Annotated in this window: 6 protein-coding genes; all 6 read left to right on the forward strand. The window is 41.9% G+C overall.

The genetic code is table 11. The features are described from left to right. Nucleotides 1-183: 183 nt before the first annotated feature. Entirely contained in the window at nucleotides 184-714 is a 531-nt protein-coding gene (locus VJL_RS22245) for a hypothetical protein (RefSeq protein ID WP_038881500.1), read from the forward strand. A gap of 695 nt (nucleotides 715-1,409) precedes the next feature. Beyond that, nucleotides 1,410-2,042, forward strand: a complete 633-nt coding sequence (locus tag VJL_RS22255) for a hypothetical protein (RefSeq protein ID WP_038881504.1) — start codon at nucleotides 1,410-1,412, stop codon at nucleotides 2,040-2,042. 144 nt (nucleotides 2,043-2,186) lie between these two features. Then, nucleotides 2,187-2,642: a GNAT family N-acetyltransferase gene (locus VJL_RS22260; RefSeq protein ID WP_038881507.1), complete on the forward strand. Its 456-nt coding sequence runs from the start codon at nucleotides 2,187-2,189 to the stop codon at nucleotides 2,640-2,642. 1,235 nt (nucleotides 2,643-3,877) lie between these two features. Beyond that, nucleotides 3,878-4,780, forward strand: a complete 903-nt coding sequence (locus VJL_RS22265) for a class I SAM-dependent methyltransferase (RefSeq protein ID WP_038881508.1) — start codon at nucleotides 3,878-3,880, stop codon at nucleotides 4,778-4,780. Between the two features lie 159 nt (nucleotides 4,781-4,939). Further along, a complete protein-coding gene (locus tag VJL_RS22270; RefSeq protein WP_038881510.1) occupies nucleotides 4,940-5,446 on the forward strand; it encodes a P-loop nucleotide/nucleoside kinase family protein in 507 nt (168 codons plus the stop codon). Nucleotides 5,447-6,706: 1,260 nt separating this feature from the next. Next, complete coding sequence (locus VJL_RS22275; RefSeq protein WP_227741157.1) at nucleotides 6,707-7,183, forward strand: YdcF family protein; 477 nt, start codon at nucleotides 6,707-6,709, stop codon at nucleotides 7,181-7,183. Nucleotides 7,184-7,459: the final 276 nt, after the last annotated feature.

Genomic DNA, 7,459 nt, shown 5'->3' on the forward strand with positions numbered 1-7,459 from the left:
ATCGTCGGAAAAAATCAGCTTTTATTGAGCGCGTGTTAGGACAGGCATAACAAACTGTTTAAGAGTGATTCGCAACGCGTGGCATTTTCACTATGCATTGATTTTAGTGTTTAAGGTGATATGCGGCGGCTATTGTATTGCGTTGCTCACACCTTAACAGGGCGTTAGCATTTTGGAGGTCAATTGGAAGAAAATGTAATTGTTGCGCTAATTTCGGTTGGCATTGGTTGGTTATTGGCTCAGTTAACAGACGCTATTAAAAAAGTCCATCAGCAACGAACTCTAAAGAGAGCACTAAAAGCTGAATTATCAGATATTAAGCGAAATGCGGACGTTGCAATTGAGGTATGTGTAAATTTTAGGGAAAACGTAAGCAATACTCAGTATGGTGTTATTACTCCTCATTCTATAAAAACGCATGTTTTCGATAACTTTTATCCGACAATTTATGCAGATTTTGACCCAGACGAGAGATATGCAATCGCCAAAATATACGGGCACGCTGAGTACTTCAATAATGCGCTTTCATCTATCTGCCCAGAAAATGTAAGGAACTCTTTTAGTGACATGTTTTCAGCTTTGCTTTGGCTACAAGCATGCATCAACCAATATGAAAATGATCCCAAAAAGCAAATTTCAGATGATAACGTTGAAGTTGAAAGAGTTAACAAAGAGGTACTTGGCTATTTAAAGGCTGTCGGGTTGTTGGGCTAAAATGCTAACAAACTGTTTAAGAGGGATTCGCAACGCGTGGCATTTTTACTATGCGTTGGTTTAAGTGTTTAAGGTGATGTGCGGCGGCATCGGTATTGCGTTGCTCACCCCTTAACAGGGCGTTAGAAACGGGTTGAAAATCGCAGGTCAAAATTTCAGAGTTAATCTTGTTCGTGGCTCTGCTTTTCACCTGAACCAGCGTGCCTTTCACGCTCTTTCCGGTGGCACTATATACGGAGAGCTAGCTTAAAATTAGTGGGCTACGGTTTCTAACATTGAGGCTATTTCTTTCGTGCGGTTTCTTTGGTTTGGTGGGTTTCACTGGCTCAAATGGTTCTCTTTTCCGTGGTTGTTCAAGTTCTACGTTCGTATTCTTTGCTAATTGGTAATCCAGGGTATGGTAGCAATTCAGCATGTTTTTCTTCTGCGCTAGCTTACGTTTTGGGCGTGAGTTTTAGTTTGGCAGTTGCCCCTCTCACTTTCGAGTTCAAAGCCTTTCGTTTTCAGCAATTCTTCAATATCTTGGAGTAAATAAAAGGTTATGGGGTATCGTTCTAACAAACAATTTAAGAGTGATTCCCCACGCTTGGCATTTTTAGTTTGGGTCAAGTTTAGTGTTTATGGCGCTCAATTTTAGTGTCGTGGTCGCGTGGCTCACACCTTAATTGGGCGTTAGATTTATTCAGGTTCCAGATATGCAATCTATTAATTTAAAGAAAATTATATTACCCGGTACGTGGAGGTATTTAGGCCTGCGTTGCCCTAATATCCCTCCCAGTATGACTCCAATTGCGGGAAGGGAGCCAGAGGAAATTGCTAAGGCCTTACAAGGAGATTTGTATAGGATTGGTCGTTACGATATTAGAAATGCATTCGTAGTTGTTAAAGGTAGTGCAAGGTTCCTCTACGTCAGACCTAACTATAGCGGGTACCGGAATGTGGCCAGAAAAGTCTTTTCAGGTGTTTCATGGGATGTTGATTATGACCACGCACTATCTAGAAGAATTGCTAACCAAGCAAAGCCAGCTTATGAATATGTTTTGCTTTTGCGTGTCCCCCCTTCAGTGAACCGTCAGCACGGCCACTTTGAAAAAAAGGATAAGTTAACGAACCCCGTTCCTCCGGTTTGTTTTGCAGATGATAGGGTGTTCGATAAGTGGCTTGGCCGTCCTCCGCTATCACGTAAAAGGAGTCCCAAAATTTTGTTGGGCTACTCGCCAAAAAATGCGACTTCCTATGGGTTAACTTTGAAACAAAGAGGGCGGTGGGCATATGCAATAGGGATGGGTGATATAGATTTACCAATGAATCACCTCATCAAAATCTAACAAACTGTTTAAGAGTGATTCGCAACGCGTGGCATTTTTACCATGCGTTGCGTTTAGTGTTTAAGGTGGTAGGCGGCAGCATCTGTATTGCGTTGCTCACACCTTAACAGGGCGTTAGCAGTCAGAAGTAATAAGGAACTATAGATGGAGTTAAAGTATCGTTCAGCTGATTTTGAAGATTTGGAAAGTCTTGTTGCTTTGCTTTCAAATGATCCACTTGGTAGTAAAAGAGAAGATGCGTCTTTCCCATTGAATAGTGGGTATCTTGAAGCGTTCGAAGCGATTACACGAGACCCAAACAACGAATTACTTGTTGTAGAGCTGGAAAACTCTCTAGTCGGGATGCTTCAAATTACTTTTATTCCTTACCTAACGCATATTGGTAGTTGGCGTTGTCTTATCGAAGGTGTTCGAATCCATAGCGACTATCGTGGACAAGGTTTCGGTGAACAAATGTTCGCACATGCCATCGAACTGGCAAAAAATAAAGGCTGTACAATCGTTCAGCTAACAAGTGACAAGCAGCGTCCTGATGCAATCAGGTTCTATGAAAAACTTGGATTCAAAGCAACACATGAAGGGTTTAAACTCGCGTTGTAAGTTACTGCTAACAAAGCATTTAAGAGTGATTCGCAACGCTTGGCATTTTCGCTTCGCTCAAGTATAGCCAAGCGTCGCTCACACCTTAATGCGGCGTTATATTGCATAAGATTCAAAGGGTTAAAATATCCGTTTATCTTTGTTCTGTATTCAAGCTACACACCTGTTCGTTTCGTGAAAGTTGCCATCAAAATGACCATCGCACGTAGAAAGTGTGTCGGTTAATTAGCTGCAACGTCACGCAAGTCTCCTCGTTAGTAAGTTTGCTGGCTCAAGTTCATTTTGCGCGGCTTCTTTTTCGTGGGGACTTCATTGAGCATTGTGGCTTCAGCGCACTTTGTCGTCAGGCTTCTCGCTCGACTTCTTTGTCATTCTGGCTAATCGAATGATTCCAATTTTAGCTAATTTCGCTTCTTAGCCAAGTGCGTTGTGTTGTCTATGATTGAGTTTCGAGCTATCCATTTTACTTCTGAGTTCAAAGCCAGTAGATTTGTAACCAATTCAGCACCTTGGCGCTAAACTTGGCTCTGTCGTGCGGGCAATATAACAAACAATTTAAGAGTGACTCCCAACGCGTGGCAGTTTCACTCCGATTTGAATTTGGTGTTTACGGCGCAATGGTTTATTTTGGGTGTTATAGCGTTGTCGCACCTTAATTGGGCGTTAGGCAAAGGGCAGGAAAGTTCTTTGATCTAATCTTCTAGCTTCCTCTGGCTATCTGTTTTTCTTAGTCGGCATTCAGTATTGTCGGCTCAAATCCTTGAATCTCTTGAACCGTAAAACATGCCAAATTTCGTGAGTTGCCTCATTGGGTTTCAGAGTTGGTTGGTGGTGAATATCACTGGCTTAAAATGTGGAAAGGGCAAGTTAGTCGAAGCTTTCGTTATTGCTGTCATTTCGCAGCTTTGAGTTTCTCAGTTTCAAAAGCTGCTTTGTCGCTGAAATGCTGTGTTTCGTGAACGTTGTAAGTGAGGCTGTAACATAGTGGCTTTAGTAATTCTTGAATCACAAAAAGTCAGTGGGTGATTGGTTGCTTATCGTGTTTAAGGTATTCTGTTTTCAAACCAAGTTAGTGAGCGCGCAGGAAAATTTGCCTAACAAACAATTCAAGCTGATTCGCAACGCTCGGCGCTTTCGGTTTCAATTAGTTTGGTGATTACAGTGCAGTGTTTGAGTAAGGTGGCAGCGTTGCTCACAACTTAATTGGGCGTTAGTTTTATATACGAGGATATTCTATGAGTCGTTCAATCTTTGTAAAAGATGGTACAGCACAAGGTGTGGCGAAGCAGCGTCTGATAGAAACACTAGCCAAAGATGATAAACGTATCATCAATGATCCTTATGCTGAAAGATTTGTTATCGGAGCTCCAGTGATTAAGCTGCTGGGACATAAGGTTAGTCTCTGGATCACAAAGAAATTCATGCCTGGTTTTCATGAGCATCTAATTTCCCGAACTCGCTTTATCGATGACTTAATAAAAGAAAGTGCTTCTGAGGGTTTTGAACAATACGTTATTCTCGGTGCTGGATATGATTCAAGGCCTTACCGCCTAGATTTGCCATCTACGATGAGGATCTTTGAAGTTGATCAACTGGAAGTTCAGGCTAGAAAACGCTCGAAACTTACTAACAATGTAGCTAGCACTAGTAATGTTACTTATGTGGATGTTGATTTTAATCATCAGTCGTTGACCGAGCAGCTTTTAGCTACGAGTTTTGATAAAACCAAGCGCACAATATTTACGCTTGAAGGTGTTTCTCAATACATTAGTAAGGAGGCGCTATCTTTGACAATAGAAGAGTTGTCGAAACTAACTCAAGGAACAAAATCAACCTTCTTCATTTCTTATGTCAGTGATTTAATTGGTAGTGACCCTCAAGCTTGTTTTGGAGAGGGTTACCCAAGAGCGGTGGAGCGAGCTGATACGATACAACGTTTATCAGCTAAGGCTGGCGAGCCTTGGATATCATTTTACAGTTCTGATGAAATAGAGACTCTATTGTGTCGAAATGGCTTTATATTAAAAGAAAACAGAACTCTGGCAGACCTGAATGATATTTATTTTTCTCCTGTGGGTAGAGCTATACCTGAAGAACAGATTTTTAAGTTAGAGCATTTTGTAGTCGCGAAATCGTAGGCGCATAAAATAAAACTAACAAAGCATTTAAGACGGATTCCCAACGCATGGCGTTTCCGGCTTACTTCGGTTTAAGCGTTTATGTCACAATGGTTTAGGTTGGGTGGTTGGCGTTGCTCACCACTTAATGCGGCGTTATATGCAAGGAATGGAGGTCAATTGAATTATCCTATTTTATATATATTTTCGGGTCTCCCAGGTTCAGGTAAATCGACTCTTGCTAAGTTGTTAGCGGCTAAAACGGGTGCTACGTATGTTCGCATTGATACAGTAGAGCAAGGGCTTCGAGATCTTTGTAACTTCAAAGTTGAAGGTGAAGGGTATCGTTTAAGCTACCGTATAATCAGAGACAACTTAGAGCTTGGAATTAGCTGTATCTCAGACTCTTGTAATCCTATCGAGCTTACGCGACGTGAGTGGCAGGAAGTCGCAGAAAGTGTTGGGGCTAGATTCATCAATATTGAAATTAGTTGCTCAGATAGCAGTGAGCACGAACAAAGAGTTATCACTCGTAAAAGTGAAGTAACAAACCTAAAATTACCTGACTGGAAACAAGTGCAGAACCGCCATTACGAAGTTTGGAAAGCCGATGTAATCAAAATAGACACGGCAGGCAAAAGTATTGAAATGGCGTTCGCAGAACTAGTTGAAAAGCTAAGTGTGTGAAATTGCATATAACAAAGCATTTAAGAGTGATTCGCAACGCTTGGCGGTTTCGCTTCGCTCAAGTATAGCCAAGCGCTGCTCACACCTTAATGCGGCGTTAGGCAAAGGGCCGAAAAGTTCTTTGTTCTAATCTTCTTGCTCCCTCTAGCCACCTGCTTTTCTTAGTCGGCAATTCTGTATTGTCGGCTCAAATTCTTGAATCTCTCCAACCGTAAAACATGCCAAGATTCGTGGGTTGCCTCATTGGTTTTTTAGTGTTGGTCCGTGGTGAGCTTCACTGGTTCAAAGTGTGGAAAGGGCAAGTTAATCGAAGCTTTCGTTATTGCTGTCATTTCGCAGCATTAAGTTTCCCAGATTCAAAAGCTGCTTTGTCGTTGAAAGGCTGTGTTTCGTAAACGTTGAAAGTGAGGCTGTAACATAGTGGCTTCAGTAGTTCTTGAATCACAAAAAGTCAGTGGGTGATTGGTTGCTTATCGTGTTTAAGGTATTCTGTTTTCAAACAAAGTTAGTGAGTACACAGAAAATTTGCCTAACAAACAATTCAAGCTGATTCGCAACGCTCGGCGCTTTAGGTTTCAAAAGGTTTGGTGGTTACGGTGAAGTGTTTGGGTTATGTGGCAGCGTTGCTCACAACTTAATTGGGCGTTATGTTTACTCGTATTTCAAAGGCTTAAATGTCTTGGGCTCTAGTTCTTTGTCCCTCTGGCAATTCGTCCCTAGTAGACTCAGCAAATCCGCATTGTCGGTCTAAGTTCTTGAATCTCTCAGCCCGTAAAACATGCCAATGTTCGTGGGTTGCTTCATTGTCGGGTCGTGGCGGTTGGCCTCTGGTTTAACTGGCTTAAAGTCGCTTTTAGGCTCTTAGCCAATCAGCATCTCAACTTGGCAGTTGCCTCGGCAATTTAGCATTGTTTTGCGCTTTGGTTGGAAAGACAGGGCGTTTGTTGTTACTAGGTCGGGTTGCCTCATTGGGCAGGGAAGTGGAATTACTCGTTTCTTGTTGGTCGCCTTTGGCGGCCAAGTCGGTTCTTACCTTGTGGTTTAGTTCAGAAAACTGGTCGGAAATTGCAGTTCTTTCTCAATTAAATCATGTGTTTGTGGTAAAACATAACAATAAATTCAAGCAGATTCGTAACGCTCGGCATTTTTGCTTTGAATCGGCTTTAGTGTTTACGGCACAATGTTTTAGGTAGGTGGAAGCGTTACTCACTACTTAATTTGGCGTTATGCGTATTCACTCAATCGTGTAAGGGATTAGGATTGAACAAAAGAGAAATCGAGAGTATTACTCAGGTAGTCTTCCCGACACACCAAGATGAGTTCCAACATGCAGAAGTGCTTGTTGTGTTGGGTAGTTACAAAGCAACTCAATATAAGATGCCAACTGCTGTACGACTGTACAAGGAGAAAAAAGTCTCCAAGCTACTGTTGTCAGGCGGCAACTTAGCAATAGATCAAAAGCCCGAGTTTGAGTCGATGAAAGAGTATGCATTGGATAATGGTGTGCCAGATTCGGATATTATCTTAGAACGACATGCAAAAAATACAGTAGAGAATGCACAATATTCTTCAGAGATTATCGTAGAGAGTGAAATCGCGAAAAGGTCGGTGGCAATACTGACAACGGCTTTCCACATAAAGCGGGCAAAGCACTTATTCAAAAATGCTTTACCTCAATATTTGGAACTTCACAGTTACTTTGTAAACGATCGAAGTACTCGGAGGGATAATTGGTGACTCACCGAGAGTGCAATCTCTCGTGTAATGCACAGTCATGAAGTGATAAAGCGTTTAGGCGTTAAACCATACGCATAACAAATTGTTCAAGAGTGATTCGGCACGCGTGGCATTTTTACTATGCGTTAGTTTTAGTGGTTAAGGTGGTATGCGGAAGCTTCGGTATTGCGTGCCTCACACCTTAACAAGGCGTTAGTACGGGTTTGACATCAAAGGTCATAAGTTTTGGTGTTTATTTGTTTCTGTGCTCGTCTTTACACCTTTCAGTTTGTACCT

The sequence above is a fragment of the Vibrio jasicida CAIM 1864 = LMG 25398 genome, assembly GCF_000400365.1.
Lineage (GTDB): Bacteria > Pseudomonadota > Gammaproteobacteria > Enterobacterales > Vibrionaceae > Vibrio > Vibrio jasicida.

Excerpts from the sequence above, each read along its gene's own strand:
- VJL_RS22260 (WP_038881507.1), top strand. The coding sequence starts at position 2,187 with ATGGAGTTAAAGTATCGTTCAGCTGATTTTGAAGATTTGGAAAGTCTT.
- VJL_RS22265 (WP_038881508.1), top strand. The coding sequence starts at position 3,878 with ATGAGTCGTTCAATCTTTGTAAAAGATGGTACAGCACAAGGTGTGGCG.
- VJL_RS22255 (WP_038881504.1), top strand. The coding sequence starts at position 1,410 with ATGCAATCTATTAATTTAAAGAAAATTATATTACCCGGTACGTGGAGG.